This is a genomic window from Streptomyces sp. NPDC049887 (assembly GCF_040656535.1).
Taxonomy (GTDB): Bacteria; Actinomycetota; Actinomycetes; order Streptomycetales; family Streptomycetaceae; genus Streptomyces.
Genome location: NZ_JBFAMM010000034.1, coordinates 1 through 22,700 on the forward strand (window position 1 = coordinate 1; position 22,700 = coordinate 22,700).

Here is a 22,700-nt window from a genome sequence, read left to right on the forward strand (position 1 = left end):
GGGCACTGGCGGGGCAGGCGCGGGCGGGGCGGCCACCGCACGGGCGCGTCGCGGCGCCGGCGCGGGGGCGTCGCGGCGCGGGCCTCCACGCGCCGCGCGCTCCCGGCGCACCCGCCCTACGCGGCGTACCCCCGCACCCCCAGGGCCCGGCGCAGGTCGTCCAGTTGGTCCACCAGCTTGCGCCGGAGCAGCGGGATCATCTTCGCGTCGCGCAGGCACTCCTCGCCGAGGCGCAGCGTCTGCGCGTCCACGGAGTGGAGCGGGAAGGCGTAGCGCCCGGCCGCTTCCGCGATCGCGGGGCCGCGCCGGTCCGCGAGGGCGACGGCCGCCGGGAAGAAGCGCGGCACGTAGGCGCTGACGAGGTCTGCCTGTTCGGGCTGCCAGAAGCCCTGCGCGGTCGCTGCGAAGACGTAGTTGGACAGGTCGTCGGTGTCGAACAGCCGGGCCCACGCGGCCGTCTTCGCCTCCGGGGTGGGCAGTGCGGCACGGCAGCGGGCCGCGCCCTCCTGCCCGGTGGCGCTGGGGTCGCGGTCGAGTTCCGCCGCGATCTCGGCCTCGTCGGTGGCGCCGAGGACGGCGAGCCGGCCGAGGACGCGCCAGCGCAACTCGGCGTCGAGGGCGGGGCCGCCGGGCACGCTGCCGTCGGCGAGCCAGTCGTGGAGACCGTTGGGGTGCGCGGCGGCGTCGATGAAGTGGCGTACGGCGGTGAGGCGGAGGTCGGGGTGGCTGCCGTCCTCGGTGCGGCGGATGAGGTCGCGGGTGAGGCCGGTGAGCAGGGCGAGCGCGGCGGGGCGGTCCGCGGGCGTGAGGTAGCGGTCGGCGATCTGGGCCCGGGCGAACGCGAGGACGCCCTGGACGACGGCGAGGTCCCGCTCGTGCGGGAGGTGGGCGCGGGCGGTCTCCAGGTACGCGGCGGGTTCGAGCCGGCCGTCGCGGACCATGTCGCGAAGGCTGTTCCAGAGGACGGCGCGGGTGAGCGCGTCCGGGATCCCGGAGAGGTCGCGCCGGGCCCGTTCCTCGGACGCGGAGTCGAGGCGGATCTTGGCGTAGGTGAGGTCGCCGTCGTTGAGGACGACGAGGTCGGGGCGGCGGCCGGTGCGGACGGTGCCGTTCTCGCCCTGGGGGACGTCGGTCTCGAAGCGTTCGCGCAGGACGAGCGCGCGGTCGTCGACGGGGTCGCGGTCGTAGGCGCTGACGGCGACGCGGTGCGGCCGGCTTCCGTCCTGGTCGATGTCGAGGCGCCAGGTGCCGGTGCCCGCGGTGATTCGCGGCGTGAGGGTGTCGACGCCGGTGGTGCGCAGCCAGGCGGCGGCCCAGGTGTGCACGTCGCGGTCGGTGGCGTCGGCGAGGGAGTCGATGAAGTCGGCGAGGGTGGCGTTGCCGAAGCGGTGGCGCGCGAAGTGGATGTTGATCCCGGCGAGGAAGTCCTTCTCACCGAGCCAGGCGACGAGCTGGCGCAGCGCGGAGGCGCCCTTGGCGTAGGAGATGCCGTCGAAGTTGAGCAGCGCGGAGGCGGTGTCGGGGACCTTGTCCGGGTCGGGGGCGACGGGGTGGGTGGAGGGGCGCTGGTCGGCGTCGTATCCCCAGGACTTGCGGCCGATCGCGAAGTCGGTCCAGGTTTCGGTGAAGCGGGTGGCCTCGGTGAGGGTCTGGTAGCCCATGTACTCGGCGAAGGACTCGTTCAGCCAGATGTCGTCCCACCAGCGGAGGGTGACGAGGTCGCCGAACCACATGTGGGCCATCTCGTGGGCGATGACCATGGCGCGGGTCTGGCGTTCGGTGTCGGTGACGGCGGAGCGGTAGACGAACTCGTCGCGGAAGGTGACGAGTCCGGGGTTCTCCATGGCGCCGGCGTTGAACTCGGGTACGAAGGCCTGGTCGTAGGAGTCGAAGGGGTAGGGCTCCTCGAACTTCTCGTGGTAGCGGTCGTAGCACTGCCGTGTGATGTCGAGGATCTCGTCGGCGTCCTCGTCCAGGTGGGGGGCGAGGGAGCGGCGGCAGTGGATGCCGAAGGGCAGGCCCCGGTGCTCGGTGCGCACGGAGTGCCAGGGGCCGGCGGCGACGGCCACGAGGTAGGTGGAGATGCGAGGGGTGGGGGCCGCGGTCCAGCGGCCGTCGCCGTGGTCGGTGGTGACGCCGTTGGCGAGGACGGTCCAGCCCTCGGGGGCGGTCACCGACAGTTCGAAGACCGCTTTGAGGTCGGGTTGGTCGAAGGCGGCGAAGACGCGCTGCACGTCGTCGAGGAAGAGCTGGGTGTAGACGTACGTCTCGCCGTCGGCGGGGTCGGTGAAGCGGTGCATGCCCTCGCCCGTGCGGGAGTAGTGCATGGTGGCGTCGATGCGCAGCTCGTGCTCCCCCTCGGTGAGTCCGGTGAGCGGGAGCCGGTTGTCGACGAGCTCCTCCGGGTCGAGGTGCCGTCCGTCGAGGGTCGCCGAGCGCAGGGTCGCGGGCTTGAGCTCGACGAAGGTGTCGCCGGTGGCGCGGGCGGTGAACCCGATGACGGTGCGTGACGCGAAGGTCTCGCCGGTGGTGAGGTCCAGTTCGACCGAGTAGCGGCGGACGTCCAGGAGCTGGGCTCGGGTCTGCGCTTCGTCATGCGTGAGTACGGGCATGGGGGCCATGCTGCCCGATGGCCCCGGTCCCGTACACGGGGTATGTGTGTTGATCAGCCTTTGCCGGTGGCGGCGCCGGGGGTGTCGGCGATCTGCTCGTGGTGGCGGATGACCTCGGCGATGATGAAGTTCAGGAGTTTCTCGGCGAAGCCGGGGTCGAGCTTGGCGCTTTCGGCGAGTCTGCGCAGCCGGGCGATCTGGCGGGCCTCGCGGGCCGGGTCGGCGGGCGGGAGATCGTGTTCGGCCTTGAGGTGGCCGACCTGCTGGGTGCACTTGAAGCGCTCGGCGAGCATGTGGACGACGGCCGCGTCGATGTTGTCGATGCTTTCGCGCAGCCTGGTGAGCTCGGCCAGGACGGAGTCGTCGGTGCCGCTCGTCTCGCTGGTGGTCATGGGGTGGGAGCTTACGTCGGCCGGGGGGTGCCGGCCGGGGGGTGTTCGGCATCCGGGACGCGGTCGCTCCGGCCGGCGGGGCGCCCGGCCCAGCCGCTCGCGGAGGCGGATCGGGGCGGAACCGGCACGGCGGGTGACGGCCGGGTGCGAGTGGGCAGGGCCGTCGCGGCCGGGTGGGACGGGACCGGGCGCACCGAGGGCGGCGGACGGACGGCGGCGGGCGGACGGCGGCGGTGGGACGGGGACGCCTACGGGGCTTGCCCGGCGGTACCGGGCCGTCGCGGAGGTGGCCGCCGCCGGGGATGCGCGGCCGGAACCGCCCGGCTGGACGCGGGGACTTCGGCTGGGGAAGTGCCGCCGCCCGGACCGGTGCCGGCCAACAGCGCGGGTGTCGACGTTCGCGCCCGGCCCGGTGCCGGGCGAGAGACCGGCGGGGTGCGGGGGCGGAGACGTGACGCGGCGGGGAGGACGTACGCCTGTGGTGCCGGCGACGGCTTCCCCGCCGCGCTCTCGGGTCAGTGCGCTGCCGGTGCGGCGCGAGGGGCGCCCGGCCGGGTCACAGCGTCGCCGCGGCGGACTTGATCGCGGAGGCGAAGGTGGAGACCTCGGTGTAGACACCGGGGTAGTCGGGCCGGGCGCAGCCCTGGCCCCAGCTGACGATGCCGACCTGGATCCAGGCGCCGGCGTTGTCGCGGCGGAACATGGGCCCCCCGGAGTCGCCCTGGCAGGTGTCTACGCCGCCCTGGGTGAAGCCCGCGCAGATCTCCTCGTCGGCGATCAGGCTCGGGTAGGACTGCCGGCAGGAGGCGTCGGAGACGAAGGGGACCTGTGCCTTGAGCAGGTAGCGCTGTTGTGCGCCGCCCTCGCGGGCCGCACCCCAGCCGGCGACGGTGAAGGTGCCGTTGTTGTAGGCGGCCGACTCGGCGATCTTCAGCGTCGGCAGGTTGATCGGCTGGGCGAGCTTGATCAGCGCCCAGTCCTTGCCGTCGCCGTTGTAGCCGGGGGCCCGGAGGACCTTGGTGGACCTGACCTTGATGGCGCTGGAGCTGCGGAGGTCCACGACACCGGCGGTGGCGGTGATGCTGGTGTTGTTGCCGGAGGACCCGACGCAGTGGGCGGCGGTGAGCACGATCTGCTGGGTGAGCAGGGAGCCGCCGCAGCCCATGGAGAGCCGGACCATGAAGGGGAACTCGCCCTGGGCGGCACGGGTTCCACCGACGACGGGCGGGGCGGCGGCGGAGGCGGAGGCGGGCTGGAGGCTGACGGCCGCGAGGACGACGGCGCCGACGGCCGCGCATCTCTTGAGGGCGCGAACGAACTTGTTCAAGGTCTGCCTTCTTTCGTGGGGGGTTGACGCGTGCGCGCAGGCGGGCCCGCGCCATGGGTAGTGACATGAGCCCGTCAAAGCGTGTTCGGATTATGGGGAGCGTCACATGAGCCCCACAAGAAGCACTTTTCGGCCAGACGAGAGCTCTCGACGGCACCGCGGGCAACCGTCGGGAGGCCGTCGCGCGCCGTAGAGTCGGGAGGGTCCGGCCGCCCTCCCGGCCGGTGGCGGACCGGCCTCGGACAGCACCCACAGGGGGTTCGGGCGTGGCGAACGGCAGCGAGGTCGTGCACGGCTTCCCGCACCTCGACACGGTGCGGGCGGCGATCACGGCACTGCACAAGCGGCTCTCGTACGACGGCGTGCACGCCTACGCGAGCAGCGTCCCGCCGGCCGACGTCGCCTTCGCCGCCGACGACGACCTCCACCTCGGGGCCCAGCGGGTGGCCCGTGCACTGGTCCGTCAGCTCCGGCTGCCGGAGGCCCGGATGATCGTGAGCTTCCGGGAGATGCACCACGCCGCGAGCGTGGAACTCACGGCGGGCCCCGAGTACTTCATCGAACTGAACGACCGGTTCCGCCGCCATCGCCGCGACATCGGAGCGGCCCTCGCGCACGAGATCACGCACGTGCTGCTGCACCGGCTCGGGCTGGAGTTCAACGGGACCCGGGACAACGAGATCCTCACCGACACGGTGACGACCTATCTCGGAGCGGGCTGGCTGCTGCTCGACGCCTACCGCGAGGACGAGGTTTCCAGCCAGAAACTGGGCTATCTGACCCCTGAGGAATTCGGTTACGTACTGGCCAAACGCGCACAGGTCTTCGACGAGGACCCATCGGTCTGGTTCACCAGCCCGCAGGGCTACTCCGCCTACACCAAGGGCAGGGACCGGGCGCTGCGCGACGGCCGGCAGCCCCCGCTCTCGGCGGCGGGGTGGAACGGACGGCGCCGCTACGCCAAGGACCGGCGGTACGCCGTGGACCATCCGGGACCGGGCCGGACCGGACACGGCTCGCCGTACGCCTTCGAGTACGCGCCGGGCGGCGTGCTGCGCGTGACGTTCCCCTGCCCCACCTGCCACCAGCGGATCCGGCTGCCGGTGCGGGGCCGGGTGCGGGCGCGGTGCGGGCTGTGCCGGACGGTTCTCGAATGCGACACCTGAGGGGGCTTCCGTAGGGTTCTGGTATGGGCACCAAGGAGACCGAGGACACCGGCAGACCGGTTCTGGATCCGGCCGAAGCGCCCGATCCGGTCGAAGATCTCTTCGAGGGGCTGTACGGGGGCGACGACGACGCTGTGGTGCGGGCGCTGCGGGCCGGGGCGCCGGCCGAGGCCACGGACGAGGACGGGCAGACCGCCCTGTACGTGGCCACGGCCCAGGACCGGCCGGTCATGGTGCGTCTGCTGCTGGCGGCGGGCGCCGACCCGGACCGGGCGAGCGGTGCCGACGGGGCGGAGCTGCCGCTGTGCGGGGCCGCCGTGTGGGGCCGCACCGAGGTGATGCGGGCGCTGCTGGCGGCGGGAGCCCGCCCCGATCTCCAGGAGGGCGCGGATGGCGTTCGCGCCCTGACCTGGGCCTGCCGCCAGGGCCGCGCGGAGGCCGTGGAACTGCTGCTGGCGAACGGGGCGGACCCTGACCTGCCGGGCCCCGGCGAGGAGCCCCCGCTGGTCACGGCCGCGCGGCGGGGCTCGCCCTCGAGCGTCCGTGCTCTGCTGCGGCACGGCGCGGGGGGACGGGAGGACGCGCTCGCGGAGGCCCGGCGCCGGCTCGGCGTCGACATCGAGGAGGAGCTGCGCCGGACGATGGCCGAGCGGCACCGCGAGGAGCACGGGGACGACTGCGCGACCTTCGTGGGGGCTCTCGTGCGCCGGGTGGAGGAGGACGGCGGGGTCACCGTCGTGGTCGAGCTGCACCACGACGGGGGCGGGGTCACGGGTGCCGAGCAGCAGACCGGACACGCGGCCGTGGCGACCCTCCTGGAGGAGGACCTGGGACTGCGCACCCCGGCCGGCACCCTGGCCGAGCGCGCCCTGCGCGGCGGGGACCCGGACCGGGACGACTGGACCGAGGCCGTGGCGGTCCTCCAGCGCCGCGGCGACGAGGACACCTTCCGCGCGGCGACCGCGTGGTGCGGGACGGGGGACCCGCTGCGGCAGATGTTCGCGGCCGACGTACTGGCGGGGCTCGTGGACGACGGGATGCCGGCGCGGTCCGTGCCGCTGCTGCGGGAGCTGTCGCGGGAGGCCCGCGACCCCGAGGTGATCCGGGCGGCGGTGGCGGCGCTCGGGCAGCAGGCAGACCCCGCCGGCGTGACGGAGATCCTCCGGCACGCCGGGCACCCGGATCCCGAGGTGCGCTTCGGGGTGGCGGTGGCGCTGCACGGACTGCTGCCCGCGGACCGCGCGGACGGGGTCGAGGCGGTCGTCGCGCTCACCCGGGATCCGGACGACGGGGTCAGGGACTGGGCGACGACGGTGCTGGCCGACGTCGAGCAGGACACCCCGGCGATCCGGGACGCCCTCGCCGCCCGCCTCGAAGACGCCGTGCCCGACATCGAGGCGGAGGCGGCACGTGGGCTGGCGATGCGTCAGGACCCCCGTGCCGCCGGGGCGCTGGCCCGCATCCTGGAGACCGAGGACCCGGACGGATACGCGTACTCCACGGCGGACCAGGCCGTGGAGTACGTGGAGGACGAAGAGGTGCGGCTGCGCCTGGAGGCGACGGTACCCAGATCGCGGTGACGGGCGGGCGCCGGTGACGAGGGGCGTCGGTCGGACGCGGTCCCGGGCGGCGCCTCCCGGGCCGGGCAGGACGCTGCCGGCCGCGCGACCGGTGGCAGGGCCCAGTCCGGGCCCCGGGCCGCCACGACCCCGGGAACCCGCCACCGCGCCCCCGCACCACGACCGCGCACCGGGCCGGGGCGGACGCCGGGCCGCCGCACCACGACCACCGGACCCGTCGGACACCGCGCACCCGGGCCGGCCCGGCCACCGGCCGCACACCCCCGCCCCCACCCCCGAGCCGCGGGCGACAGGCGACGAGCCACGGGCGGCGGTCACCCTGCCGGGAGCACCCTACGCGGAGCGATCTGCCCGGAGCGCCGGGAGCACCCCGCCGGTGCCCGTGACCGCGCCCCGACATCACGGACCCCGCACCCGGGGCCCGGGCCGCCGGTGCCGGCTACCGCGCCCCGTACACCGGTTGCGGCGGCGTTCCCTCCGCGAGGAGTCTCAGTGCCGTCTCCCCCGCCTCCGCCGGGGTCCAACGGGCGCCGCGGTCGGCCGTGGGGCCCCGCCGCCAGCCCTCCATGACCGTGATGCGGCCGGCCTCCGCCTCGAAGACCCGGCCGGTGACGCCCGCCGACGCCACCGAGCCCAGCCACACCACCAGCGGCGAGACGTTCTCCGGCGCCATCGCGTCGAAGGTTCCGAGGTCCTCGGGCGCCGCCATCGTCTCGGCGAAGGTCCGCTCCGTCATGCGCGTCCGTGCGACCGGGGCGATGGCGTTGACCTGGACGCCGTAGCGCGACAGTTCCGCCGCCGCGACGAGGGTCAGGCCCACGATGCCGGCCTTGGCCGCGCTGTAGCCGCCCTGGCCGACGGAGCCCAGCAGCCCGGCCCCGCTGGAGGTGTGGACGACGCGGGCGGCCGGCTCGCGCCCCGCCCGGGCCTCGGCCCGCCAGTGGGCCGCCGCGTGCTTCAGGGGCAGGAAGTGGCCCTTCAGATGGACCCGCACCACCGCGTCCCAGTCGTCCTCGTCGAGATTGACCAGCATCCGGTCGCGGAGGAACCCGGCGTTGTTGACGAGCGTGTCGAGCCGCCCGAAGGAGCCGAGCGCCGTCGCCACCAGCGAGGCGGCGCCGTCGGCCGAGGACACGTCGCCCGAGTGGGGCACCGCCTCTCCGCCCCGCGCGCGGATCTCCTCGACGACCCGGCCGGCCGGGCTGTCCCCGCCGGGCACACCGTCCCCGCCGGGCGTACCGTCCGGCCCGACGCCCAGGTCGTTGACCACGACCCGCGCGCCCTCCGCCGCGAACGCCAGCGCGTGCGCGCGCCCCAGCCCCCGGCCCGCACCCGTCACGGCCACGACCCGGCCGCGGCAGATCCCGGCAACTGCGTTCATCTCAGCCCTCCTTGTCGTCGGTGGCCCCCGAGGGGGCGCCGGCCGTCCTGCCGACGGCGCCGCGCGGCCCGACTTCGCCGCCCGCCCCGGACCGGTCGTGGTCCGCTCCGGCCCCGTCGCCGTCCACCAGTGCCCCACCCGCCCCCGCGGCCCCGCCGCCCGGCCCGCCCCCGTTGACCGTCGCCGCGCCGAGGAAGGCGGGGCGCTCCCCTCCCCCGTGGACCAGCAGCGAGGCCCCGGTGATGTAGGCCGCCCGTGGGGACGCGAGGAACACCGCCGCGTTCCCGATCTCGTCCGGCTCGGCGAGCCGGCCCAGCGGTACGGTCCGGCCCACCGCCGCGATCCCGTGCCCGTCGCCGTAGTGGAGATGCGACAACTCGGTGCGGACCATTCCGGGCACGACCGTGTTCACCCGCACGTCCGGTGCCCACTCCACCGCCATGGACCGGGCGAGGCTCTCCAGCCCTGCCTTGGCCGCTCCGTAGGCGGCCGTCCCGGGCGACGGCCGGGTCGCGCTCACGCTGCCGACCATCACGACGCAACCGCGCGCGGCGCGCAGCAGCGGACGGGCGGCGAGCGAGGCCGTCAGCGGTGCCACCAGGTTCAGTTCGAGCACCCGCGCGTGCCGCGCCGGGCCGCCGTCGTCCAGCGGCCGGTACGGAGCCCCGCCGGCGTTGTTGACCAGGACGTCGAGCCGGCCGTGGCGGCGTGCGAGGTCGGCGAAGAAGTCCTCGACGGCGGCCGGGTCCCGCAGGTCGACGGGCAGGAACCGGGCCGCGCGGCCGGCGGAGGCGACGGGGGCGTCGGGTGGCCTGCGGGCGCAGACGACGACGTCCGCCCCGGCCGCCAGGAACGCCCTTGCGATGCCGGCGCCGACACCGCGTGTTCCGCCGGTGACGACCGCGACCCTCCCGTCCAGCTCCATCGGCTGCTACCTTCCTGACGAGCAGTCACCTAACAAACGTTTGGTGGAAAGGTAGCTGATCCGCTGATGGGTGTCTCCACCGCAAGCCCGGAGAAGGGCGTTCGCGTCGTGACGGCCGACTTCCCGCCCGTCAATGCCCTTCCCGTCCACGGCTGGTACGCACTCGCCGACGCCGTGCGCCGCGCCGGCCGGGACCCGGAGGTCCGCTGTGTGGTCCTGGCCGCGGAGGGCCGCGGCTTCAACGCCGGCGTCGACATCAAGGAGTTGCAGCGCGACGCCGGGCACGACGCCCTGATCGGCGCCAACCGGGGCTGCCACGAGGCCTTCGGGGCCGTCTACGAGTGCGAGGTCCCCGTCGTCGCCGCCGTACACGGTTTCTGCCTGGGAGGCGGGATCGGGCTCGTCGGGAACGCGGACGCCGTCGTGGCCTCCGACGACGCCGTCTTCGGGCTGCCGGAGCTGGACCGGGGCGCGCTCGGGGCGGCCACGCACCTCGCCCGGCTGGTCCCCCAGCACCTGATGCGCACCCTGTACTACACCTCCCGCACCGTGACGGCGGCCGAACTGCACGCCCACGGATCGGTCTGGCGGGTCGTGCCCCGGGACGGACTCCGGGCCGCGGCCCTGGGGCTGGCGGGCGAGATCGCCGCCAAGGACGGCCGTCTGATCCGGCTCGCCAAGGCCGCCATCAACGGCATCGACCCCGTGGACGTGCACCGCAGCTACCGGTACGAGCAGGGCTTCACCTTCGAGGCGAACCTCGCCGGGACCGCGGGCCGCGTCCGGGACACCTTCGGCAAGGGGGCCTGACCCATGGCGGACAAGACGATGACCGCAGACGACGTCGCGGGACGGCTGCGCAGCGGCATGACCGTCGGCATCGGCGGCTGGGGCTCGCGCCGCAAGCCGATGGCCCTGGTGAGGGCGCTGCTGCGATCCGGGATCACCGGCCTGACCGTCGTCTCCTACGGCGGCCCGGACGTGGGGATGCTCTGTGCCGCGGGGCGGGTCCGCAGGCTCGTCGCGCCGTTCGCGACGCTCGACTCGGTGCCCCTGGAACCCCACTTCAGGGCGGCCCGCGAATCCGGGGCGATCGCGATGACGGAGCTCGACGAGGCGATGTTCATGTGGGGGCTGCACGCCGCGGCCAACCGGCTGCCCTTCATGCCCGTGCGGTCGGGCCTCGGTTCGGACGTCATGCGGGTCAACCCGGAACTGCGCACGGTCCGTTCACCGTACGAGGACGGCGAGGAGTTCGTCGCCGTCCCCGCACTGCGCCTGGACGCCGCCCTGGTCCACCTCAATCGTGCCGACCGCCTCGGCAACGGCCAGTACCTCGGGCCCGACCCGTACTTCGACGACCTCTTCTGCGAGGCGGCCGACGCGGCGTACGTCTCGTGCGAGCGGCTCGTGGACACGGCCGAGCTGACCAGGGACGCCGCCCCGCAGACCCTGCTGGTGGGACGGCACAGCGTCACAGGGGTCGTCGAGGCCCCGGGCGGGGCGCACTTCACGTCCTGCGCCCCCGACCACGCCCGGGACGAGCCCTTCCAGCAGCTGTACGCGACCACGCCGTGGTCGGAGTTCACCGATCGCTTCCTGTCCGGTCCCGACGAGCACGCCTACCGGTCCGCCGTGCGGACCTGGCACGAGGAGCAGCGGTGACCGTCGACCAGACCCGCGTCCCTGCACCGTCCCGGTCCGAGTACTGCGTGATCGCCTGTGCCGAGACCTGGCGCGGCGACGGGGAGGTGCTGGCGAGTCCCATGGGGGTGATCCCGTCCCTCGGGGCCCGGCTCGCCCGGCACACCTTCTCCCCCGAACTGCTGCTCACCGACGGCGAGGCGCTGCTCGTCGGTCCCGGGGACGAGGTGGAGGGCTGGCTTCCGTACCGCCGTCACCTCACGATGGTCACGGGCGGCAGACGGCACGTCATGATGGGCGCGAGCCAGCTCGACCGGTACGGCAACCAGAACATCTCCTGCATCGGCGACTGGGCCCGGCCGGCGCGCCAGCTGCTCGGTGTGCGCGGAGCACCGGTCAACACGCTCAACAATCCGGTCAGTTACTGGGTACCCCGGCAGTCGCGCAGGGTCTTCGTCGAGAAGGTCGACATGGTCTGCGGCGTCGGGTACGACCGTGCGGAGGGGGCGCGCTTCCACCGCATCCCGCGGGTCGTCACCAACCTGGGCGTGTTCGACTTCGAGACGCGGGACCGGTCGATGCGGCTGTGCTCACTGCATCCGGGCGTGACCGTGGAGGAGGCCCGGGAGGCGACCGGTTTCCCGCTCGCCCTGCCCGGCGGCGGCTCCGTCCCGTGCACTCGCGAACCCACCGCCGAGGAGCTGCGGCTCATCCGCGAGGTGCTCGATCCGGACGGCCGGCGCGACCGTGAGATCGGGGCCCGATGAGGACGGCGCTCACCGAACTCACCGGGGTGCGGCACCCCATCGTCCAGACCGGCATGGGCTGGGTGGCGGGACCTCGGCTGGTCTCGGCGGCCGCGAACGCCGGCGCCCTGGGCGTCCTGGCTTCCGCGACGATGACGCCGGCCCGGCTGCGGCAGGCGGTCCGCGAGGTGAAGGCCCGCACGGAGGCTCCGTTCGGGGTCAATCTGCGGGCGGACGCCGGGGACGCCCGGGAACGGGTTCGGATCGTCGTGGACGAGGGCGTACGGGTGGCGTCGTTCGCGCTGGCCCCGTCCCGGGAGCTGATCGCGGAGCTCAAGGACGCCGGCGTGGTCGTGGTCCCGTCGGTCGGCGCGCGGCGCCACGCCGAGAAGGTCGCGGCCTGGGGCGCCGACGCCGTGATCGTGCAGGGCGGCGAGGGCGGCGGGCACACCGGGGACGTGGCGACGACGGTGCTGCTGCCGCAGGTGGTGGACGCCGTGGACATCCCGGTCGTCGCGGCGGGCGGATTCCACGACGGACGCGGTCTGGTGGCGGCCCTCGCGTACGGGGCCGCGGGCGTCGCCATGGGCACGCGCTTCCTGCTCACGTCAGACTCGACGGTGCCGGACGCGGTGAAGGCCCGCTATCTGGCGGCGTCCGTCAGGGACGTCACGGTCACCACCGCCGTCGACGGCCTGCCGCACCGCATGCTCCGCTCCGACCTCGTCGAGGCCCTGGAACGTTCCGGTCGCGTCCGCGCCCTGCTGCACGCGCTGCGCAGGGCGGCGGGCTTCCGGAAGCTCTCCGGGCTGTCCTGGCCGGAGATGGTCCGCGACGGCCTCGCGCTGCGGCACGGCAAGGACCTCTCCTGGAGCCAGGTACTCCTCGCCGCGAACACGCCCATGCTGCTGCGGGCCGCGATGGTCGAGGGCCGCACCGATCTCGGCGTGATGGCCTCCGGCCAGGTCGCGGGTGTGATCGGGGACCTGCCGAGCTGCGGGGAGCTGGTCGCCCGGGTGATGGCGGAGGCGGAGGGGGTGCTGCGGGGGCTGGGGAGCTCGGCCTGAGCCGTCCGTACCGGTTCCGGGCCGGGGCCGCAGAGCGGCTGCCCAGCGGTCCCGGTCACGGCATCAGCGGGCCGTCGCCCTGCTTCCCCTGGACCCGCCCTGCGGCCGGCCCGCGGTGCGTCCGCGGTTCTGCCCCGCGCCGTCCCCGGCCCGTCCGGCACCGGTGCGTCCGGTCTCTCCGCGGCCGGCGCCGCCCTTGGCGGCGCGGCCGCCCCTCGCACGTCCGCCGTCGTCACGGCCGGCTCCGCCCTTGGCGGCGCGGCCGCCCCTGGCTCGTCCACTGTCGGCCGTGCCGCGCTCCGTGCGGCCGGCCTCGGCGCGCGCGCCGGTCCTGCGCCCGCCGTCGGTGCGAGCGCCGCCGTCCTCTCGGGCGGCCCCGTCACGTCCACCGGCACGGCCGCCGTCCTGCGTGCGCCTCCGCTTCGGCCGGGACTTCGCGGTGGTCGGCTGCTGGGCTCGGGGCGCCTCGACGGTCACCGCCACCCCCGACGGTTCACGGGCTCCGGTCAGCCGGGCCAGCTCCTCGTCGCCGGACCTGACGGCGGCCGTACGCGCGGTGATGCCGGCGTCCACCATCAGCCGGGTCATCTCCCGCTTCTGGTCCGGCAGTACGAGGGTCACGACGCTGCCCGACCCGCCCGCCCGCGCGGTGCGGCCGCCCCGGTGCAGATAGTCCTTGTGGTCCGTCGGCGGATCGACGTTCACGACCAGATCCAGATCGTCCACATGGATGCCTCGGGCGGCGACATTGGTGGCGACCAGCGCGCTGACCTGGCCGTTCTTGAACTGGTCGAGGGTGCGGTTGCGCTGCGGCTGGGTCCTGCCCCCGTGCAGGCCGGCCGCCCGTACACCACTGGCCAGCAGCCGCTTGACCAGACGGTCCACGGAACGCTTGGTGTCGAGGAAGAGGATGACGCGGCCGTCACGGGCTGCTATCCGCACGGTGACGGCCTTCTTGTCGGTCTCGTCGGCGACGTGCAGGACGTGGTGCTCCATGGTGGTGACGGCACCGGCGGACGGGTCGACCGAATGCACCACGGGGTCGCTCAGGAACCCCCGTACCAGCCGGTCGATGTTCCGGTCCAGGGTGGCCGAGAAGAGCATGCGCTGCCCGCCGGGATGCACCTGCTTCAGCAGGGCGGTGACCTGGGGGAGGAAACCCATGTCGGTCATCTGGTCGGCCTCGTCCAGCACCGTGACCGCCACCTCGCCGAGGCGGCAGTCGCCTCGCTCGACGAGATCCTGCAGCCGCCCCGGAGTCGCCACGAGCACCTCGGCGCCGCGCCGCAGCTGGTTGGCCTGCTTGGTGATCGACAGTCCTCCGACGACCGTCGCCAGACGCAGGTTCACCGCGGTCGCGTAGGGGGTGAGGGCGTCCGTCACCTGCTGTGCCAGCTCCCGGGTGGGAACGAGCACCAGGCCGAGGGGAGCCCCCGGCTCCGCCCGGCGCCCGGCGGTACGGGCGAGCAGCGCCAGCCCGAAGGCGAGGGTCTTGCCGGATCCGGTACGCCCGCGCCCGAGGAGATCACGGCCGGCGAGCGAGTTCGGCAGCGTCGCCGCCTGGATCGGGAACGGTTCCGTGACCCCCTGCGCGGCGAGGGCCTTCAGCAGCGCCGCCGGCAGGTCCGTCAGCTCCTCGAAGGCCCGGACGGCGGGCAGGCCGGGGACACGGGGCTCCGGAACGGTGAATTCCTGCGGGCCCGCCGTACGGCGGGCACCGCCGGCCCCTTTCGGGGCCCGCTTCGGCGTGCGCTCGGCCGGCCGCTTGCGGGCGGGGCGTGCGGAACGAGTCATGCGAATTGCCTTCCTGGTGCTGAGCACAGCACAAGCCGGGGCCCGCACCGCGAGGGTGCGGGCCCCGGCCGCGTGGTACGCGTCCTCGGGACAGCCCTGGGGCGTCAGGCGGGGACGATGTTCTCCGCCTGCGGGCCCTTCGGGCCCTGCGTGACGTCGAAGGTGACCTTCTGGCCCTCCTGGAGCTCACGGAAGCCCTGGGTGGCGATGTTGGAGTAGTGGGCGAAGACGTCGGCGCCGCCGCCGTCCTGCGCGATGAAGCCGAAGCCCTTTTCCGAGTTGAACCACTTCACGGTGCCGGTGGCCATGTCATTCTCCCGATAGGTAGGGGCCCCATCCGGAGATGCCGGAAAAACGATAACGCGCCTGCGGATCATTCCCGTCAGGCGCGCATAAAGTTCATGGGTACCAAACTGCAACCGTCACAACGTAGCACGTCTCGCCGCGGACCGGGCTCCTCCGCTCGGCGGGTTCCACCCCGCAGGCCCGGAATCAGGGAGCCGGCCCCGCCCCGGCGGTCGGCGCGCCGGGGCCGCGTCCGGTGTACGGAGCTACATCCGTTCGATGATCGTCACGTTCGCCTGGCCGCCACCCTCGCACATCGTCTGGAGCCCGAACCGGCCGCCCGTGCGCTCCAGTTCGTGCAGCAGCGTGGTCATCAGCCGGACCCCCGTGGCGCCCAGCGGGTGCCCGAGGGCGATGGCGCCGCCGTTGACGTTGACGCGGTCCGGGTCGGCGCCCGTCTCCTTCAGCCAGGCCAGCACCACCGGGGCGAAGGCCTCGTTGATCTCGACGAGGTCGATGTCGTCGATCGTCAGTCCGGTCTTCCCCAGTGCGTGCGCCGTCGCCGGGATCGGCGCGGAGAGCATCCGGACCGGGTCCTCACCGCGTACCGACAGGTGGTGCACGCGGGCGCGGGGGGTCAGTCCGTGCTCCCGTACGGCCCGCTCGCCCGCGAGCAGCATCGCCGCCGCCCCGTCCGACACCTGGGAGGAGCAGGCGGCGGTGATCGTGCCGCCCGGGACCACGGGCGGCAGGGCGGCCATCCGCTCCAGGGTGGTGTCGCGCCGCGGGCCCTCGTCCACGGTGACGTCGCCGTGGGCGACGGTCTCCCGGGCGAAGCGGCCCTCGTCGATCGCGCGCACGGCCCGCCGGTGCGAGCCGAGGGCGTACTCCTCCATGTCACCGCGGGTGATGCCCCACTTGCGGGCGATGAGTTCGGCGCCGTGGAACTGGTCGACGGGCGCGTCGCCGTACCGGGCCCGCCAGCCCTCGCTGCCGGCGAACGGGCCCTCGGTCAGCCCGAGCGGCTCGGCGGCCCGCCGGGAGGCGAAGGCGATGGGGATCTGCGACATGTTCTGCACACCGCCGGCGACGACGAGGTCCTGTGTGCCGGACATCACACCCTGCGCGGCGAAGTGCACGGCCTGCTGCGAGGAGCCGCACTGGCGGTCGACCGTCACGCCGGGCACCTCCTCCGGCAGCCCGGCGGCCAGCCAGCTCGTCCGGGCGATGTCGCCCGCCTGCGGTCCGACCGTGTCGAGGCAGCCGAAGACGACGTCGTCCACGGCCGCCGGGTCGATGCCGCAGCGGTCGACCAGGGCCCTCAGGACGTGCGCGCCCAGATCGGCGGGGTGCACGGCGGCGAGGCCGCCCCCGCGCCGGGCCACCGGGGTGCGGACCGCTTCGACGATGAATGCCTCGGCCATGGCTGCTCCGTGGGTTGTCGGGCGGATGTGCGGGACTCAGTCCCGTACGGCGATGCCGTCCAGGACCATCGACAGGTACTGCCGGGCGATCTCCTCGGGGGCGTGGTGGCCGCCCGGCCGGTACCAGGACGCCGCGACCCACACCGTGTCGCGGACGAAGCGGTAGGTGAGCCGGACGTCCAGGTCGTCCCGGAAGGCGCCCGCGGCGACCCCGCGCTCCAGCGTGCCGAGCCATGCCTTCTCGAACTTCTGCTGGGAGTCGGCGAGATAGCGGAAGCGGGGCAGGGCGGACAGGTGCCGGGACTCCTTCTGGTAGATGGCGACGGCCGCGCGGTGCCGGTCGATCTCCCGGAAGGACTCGGTGACGAGCGCCTCGATGGTCTCCCTCGGCCCGAGCCCGGCGGCGAGGACGGCGTCGTACCCCGCCCACAGCTCGTCGAGGAAGGTGGAGAGGATCTCGTCGACGATCGACTCCTTGGAGTCGAAGTGGTAGTAGAGGCTGCCCGCGAGCATTCCCGCCTCGTCGGCGATCCTGCGCACGGTGGTGGCGTTGTAGCCGTGGGCGGCGAAGACCTCGGCGGCGGTGCCGAGGAGTTCGCGGCGCCGCTCGGGCGAGGCGTTCACCTGGTTCTTCTTCTTGGTCGTGGCCACATGTCCATTCTGGTCCGCCCCGGGGCGGTCCGGGGACGGCCGGCGCCGTCCGGGTGCCGGGGACGCCCGGTCGGGGGCCGGCTTCTGGACGGCCCGTTCCCGCCCCGGGCCTGCGCTCGTCCGGTCCACCCCGGCCCCTACGGGTGCTGGGAGCTGACGGACACGGTCTCGCCGGTCATGTACGAGGAGTAGCCGCTGGCGAGGAAGACGATCACATTGGCGACCTCCCAGGGCTCGGCGTGCCGACCGAACGCCTCGCGGGCGGTGAGGTCCGCCAGCAGTTCGGCGGAGGTGACCTTCACCAGGTGCGGGTGCATGGCGAGACTGGGGGCCACGGCGTTGACGCGGACCCCGAACTCCGCCGCCTCGACGGCGGCGCACCGGGTGAGGGCCATGACCCCGGCCTTGGCGGCCGCGTAGTGGGCCTGCCCGGCCTGGGCCCGCCATCCGACGACGGAGGCGTTGTTGACGACGACACCGCCGCGGCCGGTGTCGCGGAAGGCCCGCAGCGCGGCCCGGGTGCACCGGAACGTGCCGTTCAGGGTGATGTCGAGGACACGGGACCACTGGGCGTCGCTCATGTCGACGAGCGCGGCCGTCCCACCGAGGCCCGCGTTGTTGACGACGACGTCGGGACCGCCGTGGAGCCGTACCGCTTCGTCGAAGAGGGCACGCACCTGCGTCTCGTCGGTGACGTCGCAGACCAGGGAGGCGACGGCGTCCGGACCGAACTCGTCCGCGAGCGCCTTCTCCGTCTCCTTCAGCCGTCGCGCGTGGACGTCCCCGATGAGGACCCGTGCGCCCTCCTCCAGGAGCCGGCGGGCGGTGGCCCCGCCGATCCCGGCCCCGGCGGCGGCGGTGACGACGGCGGTCCGGCCGGCCAGCAGCGCGTGCCCCGGAACGTACTGAGCCTTGTTGTCCGTCACACCGGCACGTTAACCTACCAAACACTTGTTAGGGAACCGAGGTGCGCTGATGGACCTGACGCACACGGCGGACGAGGACGCGTTCCGCGCCGAGGCCCGCGCCTGGCTGCGCGTACACGTCCCGGACGCGCCGCTGCCCTCGCTGGAGACCCGGGAGGGCTTCGCCGAGCACCGGCGGTGGGAGGCGCGGCTGGCCGCGGACCGCTGGTCGGCGGTGTCGTGGCCGGAGCGGTACGGCGGGCGCGGGGCGGACGTCTTCCGGTGGCTGGTGTTCGAGGAGGAGTACTACGCGGCGGGCGCCCCCGGCCGGGTCTCCCAGAACGGCATCGGCCTGCTGGCGCCCACCCTGTTCGACCACGGCACGGAGGAGCAGCGGGCCCGGATCCTGCCGCCCATGGCGAGCGGCGAGACCGTGTGGGCCCAGGCCTGGTCCGAGCCGGAGGCCGGCTCGGACCTCGCGTCGCTGCGTTCCCGCGCGGTCCGAACGGCGGGCGGCTGGCTGCTGTCCGGCCAGAAGACGTGGTCGTCGCGGGCGGCGTTCGCGGACCGGGCGTTCGGGCTCTTCCGCACCGATCCGGACGCCGGGCGGCCGCACCGGGGGCTGACGTACCTGATGTTCGACCTGCGGGCCCCCGGCGTCACGGTCCGGCCGATCCGCCGGCTGGACGGGAAGCCCGCGTTCGCCGAACTGTTCCTGGACGAGGTGTTCGTCCCGGACGAGGACGTGATCGGCGAACCGGGGCAGGGCTGGCGCATCGCCATGTCGGCGACGGGCAGCGAGCGCGGGCTCGTGCTCCGCTCCCCCGGCCGCTATCTGGCCGCCGCGCGGCGCCTGGTGGAGCTGTGGGGCGCCGCGGCCGACCCGTCCGACACGGCTTTGCGGGACCGCGTCGCGGACGCGGTGATCGGCGCGCGGGCGTACCAGCTGTTCACGTGCGCGGGCGCCTCGCGCTTCGCGGCCGGCTCGGCGATCGGCGCGGAGTCGAGCCTGAACAAGGTGTTCTGGTCCGAGTACGACATCGCCCTGCACGAGACGGCGCTCGACCTGCTCGGCGCCGCGGGCGAGCCGGCGGACGGGCCCGGCGGGTGGACGGAGGGGTACGTCTTCGCCCTGGCCGGGCCGGTCTACGCGGGCACGAACGAGATACAGCGCGACATCATCGCCGAGCGGCTGCTCGGCCTGCCGAAGGGACGCCGCTGACCATGCGCTTCCTGCCGACCGACGAACAGCGCGCGTTCGTCCGCTCGCTGGACGCGCTGCTGTCGGCCGCGGACACGCCCGCGGTGGCGCGCGCCTGGGCGGCGGGCGACGCCGCACCCGGCCGGGCGCTGTGGACGCGGATCGCCGATTCCGGCGTGCCCGCGCTGGCCGTGCCCGAGGCGTACGAGGGGCTCGGGACGCTGCCGGTCGAACTGGCCCTCGCGTTCGTGGAGCTGGGCCGGCACGCCGCGCCGGGGCCACTGGTGGAGACGGTCGCGGGCGCGGTGCTCGTGGCGGCCCTGGACGAGCCCGCACTCGCCGAACGCCTGCTGCCCGGCATCGCGTCGGGCGGCCTGCTGGTCTCGCTGCACACGTCGGCGACGGGGCCGTACGCCCTGGACGCGGACGCGGCGGACCGTCTGCTCGTGGTCGACCGCGGCGACGGCGACGGCACGGCACTGCGGATCGCCGCCGGGCACGGGCCCGTCCGCGCCTCCGTCGACCCGGTGCGGCGGCTCGCCGTGCCCGGCGCGGGCGGGGAGGTGGTCGCCGCCGGGCCCGCCGTCACGGCGGCGGTGCGGCAGGCGACGGGCTGGGCGCGGCTCGCGACGGCGGCCCAGGCGCTCGGCGTCGGACTCGCACTGCTGGAGCGGACCGTCGCCTACGTGCGGCAGCGCAGCCAGTTCGGGGCGCCGATCGGCTCCTTCCAGGCGGTCAAGCACCGGCTGGCGGACACGCTGATCGCCCTGGAGTTCGCGCGGCCGCTCGTGCACGGGGCGGCGCTCACCCTCACCGCCGCCGATGTCGCGGCGGCGAAGACCGCCGCGGGCGAGGCCGCGTACGCCGCCGCCCGCACCGCGCTCCAGCTCCACGGTGCCGTCGGCTACACCGACGAGCTGGACCTGTCGCTGTGGCTGCGCAAGGCGCGCCCGCTGCGGGACGCGTGGGGCACCCCGGCGCAGTGCAGGGCGGCGGTGCTGGAGGGCTGGGCCTCCGCCTCTGCGTAGCCGGGACGCAGCGGGGGGCGTGGCCGACGGGTGGGGCGCGGCCCGCTGCCGGCGTGCGCGGCCGGCGTGCGCGTGCGGATACGCCGTGCGCCGGTGCTGCCCGAACCACCTCCGCCGCCGGCACGCCGCCCTTCCGTCGGCGGGAACGGCCGCCGGTGCGGCCGTGCGCGCCGGTGCGGCCGGTGCCGGGCATGGCGCCTCTCTTCCCCGGGACCGCCCGATCCGCGTGAACCGCCTGTGCCGCGCGTAGCTCCGACGCCGCCACAAGCCCGTGCTTCCGGTGCACCAAAGCCCCGCACGTCCGCTCGCCGACACCGAACGGGAGCCGGGACCCGGGGCGTCCGGAGGCCGCCGGGCGGGTGGGCCCTCGCGTAGGCTTCACTGCACGTGGACGCAACTGGGGGCGGGGGCTGGCGGATGACGGCCGAGACGGCACGGCGGTGGGGATCGACCCTCGATTCGGTCGTCGTGTACGCGCAGGGGGCGCTCTGCCGCCGGCTGGCCCGGGGAGTCGTGCCGCCGGACGGCCGGGTGCGGGTGACGGGACTGCCCCGCTCACTGGACGCCGGTTCCCTGCGGGCACGGGTCCTGGGCGGGTCCGGCGTACGGGTCGCCGAAGCCCGGGTGGAGGTCGAGGCGGAGCCGGTCGCCGCCGAGAACTCCGACGCCCTGTGGCGCGAGGTCGAGCGGTTGCGCGACGAGCACGCGGCGGCGGAGGGGCGCAGGGACCGTCAACTCGGCCTGATCGAAGAGGTCCAGGCGTTGCGTCCGGTCCCGCCCACCCGCAGGCGCGAGGACCCGCACCGCCGCACACCGGTCGACGCCTGGCTCGGACTCGGCGACTTCGTCGACGAACGGCTGACGCTTCTTCACGCCGGGCTCGCCGAACTGGAGAAGGCGCTGCGCGCCGTCGACCACGAGTTCGACCTCGCGGTGGCAAGGCTCGAACGCGCCTCCACCGGCGCACCGTCGGCGCATGTGGAGACCACGGTCTCCGTGGTCCTGACACTCACCGGAACCGGGGCCGGGGCCGAAGCCGGAGTCGAGGTAGAGGCCGGAGCGCGAGCCGGAGCCGGGGTCGGAGAGGGCGGGCGGGAGCCGGGGCCGGAGGCGACGGAGGTGGAGCTGGAGTACGGGGTGCCGGGCGCGGTCTGGGTGCCCGCCTATCGGCTCACCCACCGTCAGGGCGACGGCAGCGGCCGACTGGTGCTGCGCGCCTCGGTCGCCCAGCGCACCGGCGAGGACTGGACGGGCGTACGCATCGGCCTGTCCACCGCCGACCTGCGTCGGCGTACGGACCTGCCGAGGCTCCGCTCGATCCGGATCGGGCGCCGTCAGCCCGCCCCCGCGCCCTCCGGTTGGCGCGAGCCCCCGGCAGGACTCGCCGACCTGTTCGTGGGTTACGACGCGGCGGGGCCGCGCCCCGCGGCCGGTGCCGAGGCCGGCGGCCTGCCCGTGGCTGTCGGTTCACCACCCGTTCCCGCCCCGCCGCCCCCGCAGGTTCCGCAGGGCTACGGCGCTCCGCCCGGGGCGCCGCCGGTCCCCGGCGGTACGGCCGGCCCCGCCCCGGCGGCATTCGGCGGCGGGGTGCCCGACCTCGCACGCCCGGCCGGGGCACGGCCGGGCGCCGGGCCTCGGGCGCGCGCTGCGTCCTTCGCGGCCCACGCCCCCGCTGCGCCTGCCGCTCCCGGCAGTCCCGCGCCGCCACCGCCGCGGGAGCCGGTGGCCGGGCCTCCGCGGCCCAGCGGTGCCGAGCTCGACTACGCCGGCCTCGTCCTCAGCGGTCCGGACGAGCAGCGCGGACGACGGGGGCGGCTCTTCCCGGCGCCGTCCGGCGACCTGGTGGCCGCCGAGCACCGCCGCCGGGCCGAGGGGGTGGCCGCCCTGCCGCTGCCCGGGCACGCCGTACGGCCCCGCGAGTCGGCGGGCTCCTTCGACCACCGCTTCGACTCCGCCGCACGCGCCGACGTTCCGTCGGACGGCACCTGGCACACCGTCACCGTCACGGAGATGCCGGTCGATCTGCGTACGGAGTACGTCTGTGTGCCGTCCGTCGAGGAGACCGTGTACGCCACGCTGGTGCTCTCCAACGCCACCGGACGGGCGCTCCTGGCCGGCCCGGTGGAGGTCACCGTCGACGACGGCTTCGTCCTGACCGCCGCACTGCCCACGCTCGCCCCCGGCGGGGAGCGCCGGGTGGGCCTCGGGCCGGCCGAGGCCGTCCGGGTCACCCGGCGTACCGAGCTGCGCGAGTCCGCCGCGGGGCTGCGCAACGGCACCACCGTGCTCGACCACCGCGTCCACGTGGAGCTGGCCAACCGGCTGGGGAGCCCTGTCACCGTGGAGGTCCACGAGCGCGTCCCGGTCACCTCGGAACCGGACGTCCGGATCGAGGAGCGCGCCGACTGGGCGGCGCCCGTGGACGGTGACGGGCCCGAGCACCACGCCCCGGGTGCCCGCGTCTGGCGGGTGGACCTTCCCGCCGGCGGCAGCGCCGCGCTCGACGGTGGCTACGAGATCCGCATCCCGGCCGGCAAGGGTCTGGCCGGCGGCAACCGGAGGAGCTGACTCC

19 protein-coding genes are annotated in these 22,700 nt (G+C 74.8%); 9 read left to right on the top strand and 10 right to left on the bottom strand.

Going from position 1 to position 22,700, the window contains the following annotated elements; translation table 11 throughout:
• Positions 1 to 116: 116 nt before the first annotated feature.
• From pepN to AB0J10_RS29790, 3 genes are all read right to left on the bottom strand, one after another.
• The gene (gene pepN / locus AB0J10_RS29780; protein WP_363065861.1) at positions 117 to 2,612 is read right to left on the bottom strand and encodes an aminopeptidase N; all 2,496 of its coding nucleotides are present in this window, start codon (positions 2,610 to 2,612) and stop codon (positions 117 to 119) included.
• A gap of 53 nt (positions 2,613 to 2,665) precedes the next feature.
• Positions 2,666 to 3,004: a chorismate mutase gene (locus tag AB0J10_RS29785; protein WP_138055910.1), complete on the bottom strand. Its 339-nt coding sequence runs from the start codon at positions 3,002 to 3,004 to the stop codon at positions 2,666 to 2,668.
• A gap of 556 nt (positions 3,005 to 3,560) precedes the next feature.
• Complete coding sequence (locus tag AB0J10_RS29790) at positions 3,561 to 4,331, bottom strand: serine protease (RefSeq protein ID WP_363065863.1); 771 nt, start codon at positions 4,329 to 4,331, stop codon at positions 3,561 to 3,563.
• A gap of 266 nt (positions 4,332 to 4,597) precedes the next feature.
• Here AB0J10_RS29790 and AB0J10_RS29795 point away from each other — a divergent pair, with 266 nt between their 5' ends.
• Positions 4,598 to 5,497: a hypothetical protein gene (locus AB0J10_RS29795; RefSeq protein ID WP_363065865.1), complete on the top strand. Its 900-nt coding sequence runs from the start codon at positions 4,598 to 4,600 to the stop codon at positions 5,495 to 5,497.
• 23 nt (positions 5,498 to 5,520) lie between these two features.
• A complete protein-coding gene (locus tag AB0J10_RS29800; protein WP_363065867.1) occupies positions 5,521 to 7,077 on the top strand; it encodes a HEAT repeat domain-containing protein in 1,557 nt (518 codons plus the stop codon).
• Positions 7,078 to 7,516: 439 nt separating this feature from the next.
• Here AB0J10_RS29800 and AB0J10_RS29805 read toward each other — a convergent pair whose 3' ends face one another.
• A complete protein-coding gene (locus AB0J10_RS29805; RefSeq protein ID WP_363065869.1) occupies positions 7,517 to 8,458 on the bottom strand; it encodes an SDR family oxidoreductase in 942 nt (313 codons plus the stop codon).
• A gap of 1 nt (position 8,459) precedes the next feature.
• The gene (locus AB0J10_RS29810; protein WP_363065871.1) at positions 8,460 to 9,383 is read right to left on the bottom strand and encodes an SDR family oxidoreductase; all 924 of its coding nucleotides are present in this window, start codon (positions 9,381 to 9,383) and stop codon (positions 8,460 to 8,462) included.
• A 66-nt stretch (positions 9,384 to 9,449) separates the two neighbouring features.
• Between AB0J10_RS29810 and AB0J10_RS29815 the strand changes: the two genes are divergently transcribed.
• From AB0J10_RS29815 to AB0J10_RS29830, 4 genes are read left to right on the top strand one after another with little or no spacing between them, the layout of a single operon-like run.
• Complete coding sequence (locus AB0J10_RS29815; RefSeq protein WP_363065873.1) at positions 9,450 to 10,193, top strand: enoyl-CoA hydratase family protein; 744 nt, start codon at positions 9,450 to 9,452, stop codon at positions 10,191 to 10,193.
• Positions 10,194 to 10,196: 3 nt separating this feature from the next.
• Positions 10,197 to 11,048: a CoA-transferase gene (locus AB0J10_RS29820; RefSeq protein WP_363065875.1), complete on the top strand. Its 852-nt coding sequence runs from the start codon at positions 10,197 to 10,199 to the stop codon at positions 11,046 to 11,048.
• Entirely contained in the window at positions 11,045 to 11,794 is a 750-nt protein-coding gene (locus AB0J10_RS29825) for a CoA-transferase (RefSeq protein ID WP_363065877.1), read from the top strand. Before AB0J10_RS29820 ends, AB0J10_RS29825 begins: the two co-directional genes overlap by 4 nt.
• Complete coding sequence (locus tag AB0J10_RS29830) at positions 11,791 to 12,840, top strand: nitronate monooxygenase (RefSeq protein ID WP_363065878.1); 1,050 nt, start codon at positions 11,791 to 11,793, stop codon at positions 12,838 to 12,840. The genes AB0J10_RS29825 and AB0J10_RS29830 overlap by 4 nt, the downstream gene beginning before the upstream one ends.
• 63 nt (positions 12,841 to 12,903) lie before the next feature.
• Here AB0J10_RS29830 and AB0J10_RS29835 read toward each other — a convergent pair whose 3' ends face one another.
• The 5 genes from AB0J10_RS29835 to AB0J10_RS29855 all read right to left on the bottom strand — a co-directional run bounded on the left by AB0J10_RS29835 (position 12,904) and on the right by AB0J10_RS29855 (position 17,920).
• A complete protein-coding gene (locus tag AB0J10_RS29835) occupies positions 12,904 to 14,634 on the bottom strand; it encodes a DEAD/DEAH box helicase (RefSeq protein WP_363065880.1) in 1,731 nt (576 codons plus the stop codon).
• A 104-nt stretch (positions 14,635 to 14,738) separates the two neighbouring features.
• The gene (locus AB0J10_RS29840) at positions 14,739 to 14,942 is read right to left on the bottom strand and encodes a cold-shock protein (protein WP_017947512.1); all 204 of its coding nucleotides are present in this window, start codon (positions 14,940 to 14,942) and stop codon (positions 14,739 to 14,741) included.
• Positions 14,943 to 15,185: 243 nt separating this feature from the next.
• Positions 15,186 to 16,343 (bottom strand): acetyl-CoA C-acetyltransferase, encoded by a 1,158-nt coding sequence (locus tag AB0J10_RS29845; RefSeq protein WP_363065882.1) that lies wholly within the window; start codon positions 16,341 to 16,343, stop codon positions 15,186 to 15,188.
• Positions 16,344 to 16,379: 36 nt separating this feature from the next.
• Positions 16,380 to 16,994 carry a TetR/AcrR family transcriptional regulator gene (locus tag AB0J10_RS29850; protein WP_363065884.1) on the bottom strand — a complete coding sequence of 205 codons (615 nt, stop codon included), beginning with the start codon at positions 16,992 to 16,994 and terminating at the stop codon, positions 16,380 to 16,382.
• A 137-nt stretch (positions 16,995 to 17,131) separates the two neighbouring features.
• On the bottom strand, positions 17,132 to 17,920 hold the full coding sequence (locus tag AB0J10_RS29855; protein ID WP_363065886.1) for an SDR family oxidoreductase: 789 nt from the start codon (positions 17,918 to 17,920) through the stop codon (positions 17,132 to 17,134).
• A gap of 49 nt (positions 17,921 to 17,969) precedes the next feature.
• Between AB0J10_RS29855 and AB0J10_RS29860 the strand changes: the two genes are divergently transcribed.
• From AB0J10_RS29860 to AB0J10_RS29870, 3 genes are all read left to right on the top strand, one after another.
• Entirely contained in the window at positions 17,970 to 19,121 is a 1,152-nt protein-coding gene (locus AB0J10_RS29860; RefSeq protein WP_363065888.1) for an acyl-CoA dehydrogenase family protein, read from the top strand.
• Between the two features lie 2 nt (positions 19,122 to 19,123).
• Positions 19,124 to 20,128, top strand: coding sequence for an acyl-CoA dehydrogenase family protein (locus AB0J10_RS29865; RefSeq protein ID WP_363065890.1), 1,005 nt, complete (start codon positions 19,124 to 19,126; stop codon positions 20,126 to 20,128).
• 417 nt (positions 20,129 to 20,545) lie between these two features.
• Positions 20,546 to 22,696: a DUF4139 domain-containing protein gene (locus tag AB0J10_RS29870; protein ID WP_363065971.1), complete on the top strand. Its 2,151-nt coding sequence runs from the start codon at positions 20,546 to 20,548 to the stop codon at positions 22,694 to 22,696.
• The last annotated feature ends 4 nt before the right edge of the window (positions 22,697 to 22,700 follow it).

Excerpts from the sequence above, each read along its gene's own strand:
- AB0J10_RS29865 (WP_363065890.1), top strand. The coding sequence starts at position 19,124 with ATGCGCTTCCTGCCGACCGACGAACAGCGCGCGTTCGTCCGCTCGCTG.
- AB0J10_RS29805 (WP_363065869.1), bottom strand. The coding sequence starts at position 8,458 with ATGAACGCAGTTGCCGGGATCTGCCGCGGCCGGGTCGTGGCCGTGACG.
- AB0J10_RS29835 (WP_363065880.1), bottom strand. The coding sequence starts at position 14,634 with ATGACTCGTTCCGCACGCCCCGCCCGCAAGCGGCCGGCCGAGCGCACG.
- AB0J10_RS29840 (WP_017947512.1), bottom strand. The coding sequence starts at position 14,942 with ATGGCCACCGGCACCGTGAAGTGGTTCAACTCGGAAAAGGGCTTCGGC.
- pepN (WP_363065861.1), bottom strand. The coding sequence starts at position 2,612 with ATGCCCGTACTCACGCATGACGAAGCGCAGACCCGAGCCCAGCTCCTG.
- AB0J10_RS29870 (WP_363065971.1), top strand. The coding sequence starts at position 20,546 with ATGACGGCCGAGACGGCACGGCGGTGGGGATCGACCCTCGATTCGGTC.
- AB0J10_RS29845 (WP_363065882.1), bottom strand. The coding sequence starts at position 16,343 with ATGGCCGAGGCATTCATCGTCGAAGCGGTCCGCACCCCGGTGGCCCGG.
- AB0J10_RS29800 (WP_363065867.1), top strand. The coding sequence starts at position 5,521 with ATGGGCACCAAGGAGACCGAGGACACCGGCAGACCGGTTCTGGATCCG.
- AB0J10_RS29830 (WP_363065878.1), top strand. The coding sequence starts at position 11,791 with ATGAGGACGGCGCTCACCGAACTCACCGGGGTGCGGCACCCCATCGTC.
- AB0J10_RS29810 (WP_363065871.1), bottom strand. The coding sequence starts at position 9,383 with ATGGAGCTGGACGGGAGGGTCGCGGTCGTCACCGGCGGAACACGCGGT.
- AB0J10_RS29815 (WP_363065873.1), top strand. The coding sequence starts at position 9,450 with ATGGGTGTCTCCACCGCAAGCCCGGAGAAGGGCGTTCGCGTCGTGACG.
- AB0J10_RS29785 (WP_138055910.1), bottom strand. The coding sequence starts at position 3,004 with ATGACCACCAGCGAGACGAGCGGCACCGACGACTCCGTCCTGGCCGAG.
- AB0J10_RS29820 (WP_363065875.1), top strand. The coding sequence starts at position 10,197 with ATGGCGGACAAGACGATGACCGCAGACGACGTCGCGGGACGGCTGCGC.
- AB0J10_RS29860 (WP_363065888.1), top strand. The coding sequence starts at position 17,970 with ATGGACCTGACGCACACGGCGGACGAGGACGCGTTCCGCGCCGAGGCC.